2 protein-coding genes are annotated in these 2246 nt (G+C 71.8%); one reads left to right on the forward strand and one right to left on the reverse strand.

Annotated elements, in window-relative coordinates:
* The coding region (locus tag AN218_RS19580; RefSeq protein WP_070018194.1) for an inorganic phosphate transporter at positions 1-1127 on the reverse strand (1127 nt) is incomplete at its 3' end.
* A gap of 222 nt (positions 1128-1349) precedes the next feature.
* Between AN218_RS19580 and AN218_RS19585 the strand changes: the two genes are divergently transcribed.
* A complete protein-coding gene (locus AN218_RS19585) occupies positions 1350-2015 on the forward strand; it encodes a class II aldolase/adducin family protein (RefSeq protein ID WP_420855991.1) in 666 nt (221 codons plus the stop codon).
* Positions 2016-2246: the final 231 nt, after the last annotated feature.

The raw sequence follows: 2246 nt of genomic DNA on the forward strand, positions 1-2246 counted from the left end.
TCCTGCCCCGAAGTCCCGGGCAGCGCCGCGTCGTTGACGTTGGTGTGGTCGACGGGCTGGCGCCGCGAGAGCACCCAGATGCCGCCGCCGACGGCCAGCGCCAGCACGGCGACCGTGGTCACGCCCCAGTCGCCCTGCTCCGCGAGCACCGCCGCGCCCGCGGAGACGAGCCCCGCCGCCGGCAGCGTCAGGCCCCAGCCCGCCACCATCCGGCCCGCGGTCGACCAGCGCACGACGCCGCCCTTCCGTCCGACCCCGGAGCCCATGACCGCACCGGAGCAGACATGTGTCGTGGAGAGCGAGAAGCCGATGTGGGAGGAGGCGAGGATGGTCACCGCCGCGGAGGTCTGCGCGGCGAAGCCCTGCGGGGGCTTGATGTCGGTGATGCCGTTGCCCATGGTGCGGATGATCCGCCAGCCCCCGAGGTACGTGCCCAGCGCGATGGCCGTACCGGCCGAGACGATCACCCAGGTCGGCGGGTCCGCCTGCGGGGCGATCGCGCCGCCGGTGATCAGGGCGAGGGTGATGACGCCCATCGTCTTCTGCGCGTCGTTGGTGCCGTGGGCCAGGGAGACCAGCGCGGCGGAGGTGATCTGCCCCGCCCGGTAGCCCTTCGCGGTCTGCTGCTCGTCGGCCCTGCGCGCGGCGCGGTAGGTCAGCTTCGTCGCGAAGAACGCGGCGGCGCCGGCGACGACCGGAGCCGCGAGCGCGGGGATGAGCACCTTCATCACGACGGTGCCGCCGTTGACGGCGCCCAGTCCGACCGAGGCGATCGTGGCTCCGAGCAGTCCGCCCATCAGCGCGTGCGAGGAGCTGGAGGGGAGCCCGGCGAGCCAGGTCAGCAGATTCCAGACGATGGCTCCGACGAGTCCGGCGAAGATCACTTCAGGCCGGATGCCGGAGCCTTCGTCGATGATTCCCGAGGAGATCGTCTTGGCGACTTCGATGGAGAGGAAGGCACCGACGAGATTGAGGACCGCCGACATCGCCACCGCGGTCTTGGGCTTGAGCGCCCCGGTGGAGATGGTGGTCGCCATGGCGTTGGCGGTGTCGTGGAAGCCGTTTGTAAAGTCGAACACCAAGGCCGTGACGATCACGATCCCGATGAGAAGCGAGATGTGTTCCATTCACCCAGGCACAATCCGCTCGAAGATGAGGTCCAGATGAACGTAGGGACGGTGGGTGAACGGAAGATGAACTGTGGCGGGCCTGTGGGTGTCACTCGATGACGTGTGTCGTGAGCGGCCTCACCCCCTTGCCTCACCAGCGTCTTCGCCCTCTTTCGCTGCCCTCGCGCGGTCCGCGCGACGGTGTCCGTGACCCGTACGCGACCGGGATGGAGGCATTCCGTGCCTGACGACCTGCCGGACCGACTGCGCGCCGCCTGGCGGGAGTTGACCGCCACCGCCCGCCGGACGAGCGAGGACGGCCTCGTCGTGGGCACCTCGGGCAACGTCTCCGTACGGGTGGACGACACGGTGCTGGTCACCCCGAGCGGCGTCCCCTACGAGCGCCTGGGCGACGGCGAGTTGTGCGCGGTCGACCTCGAAGGGCGGCGCACGGCGGGGGAGTCGGAGCCGACGAGCGAACTGCCCCTGCATCTCGCCGTCTACCGGCACACCGCCGCCCGCGCCGTCGTGCACACCCACGCCGTGCACGCCACCGCCGTCTCCACGCTCGTACGCGAACTCCCCGCCGTCCACTACATGACGGCGGCGCTCGGCGGTCCCGTACGCGTCGCGCCGTACGCCACCTACGGCAGCGACGAACTCGCCGCCGGCGCGCTCACCGCCCTGGAGGCCCGCAGCGCCTGCCTGTTGCAGAACCACGGCACCCTCGCCTACGGCGACGGTCTCGCCCAGGCGTACGACCGCACCGCGCAGTTGGAGTGGATGTGCCGCGTCTGGCTGGCCGCCTCGTCGGTGCCGGGGCTGACGCCGTCGCTGCTCCCGGAGGACGAACTGGCCCGCGTGGGCGAGAAGTTGCGTACGTACGGACAGCGCTCCACGGAGTGAGCGAGCGCCCGGGCCGACGGCCGGTGAGCCGCTGCGGTCGCGGACGGCCCGGCGCCCGCGCGGAGTTCGGGTCCGGAGTTCACCCGGGCGGCACCTTCCACTGGCCCGTGGGACCCGCGTCGCCGACACTGTCGGGATGCGTCTGCGTTCCGCGGCCCTCGCCGCCACCTCCGTGACGGCCGCCGGTGCCGCGGCGGTCGCCGCCGGGCGGTACGCCGCCGATGCCGCCCT

Origin of the sequence: Streptomyces nanshensis (assembly GCF_001751255.1) — a bacterium.
Lineage (GTDB): Bacteria > Actinomycetota > Actinomycetes > Streptomycetales > Streptomycetaceae > Streptomyces > Streptomyces nanshensis_A.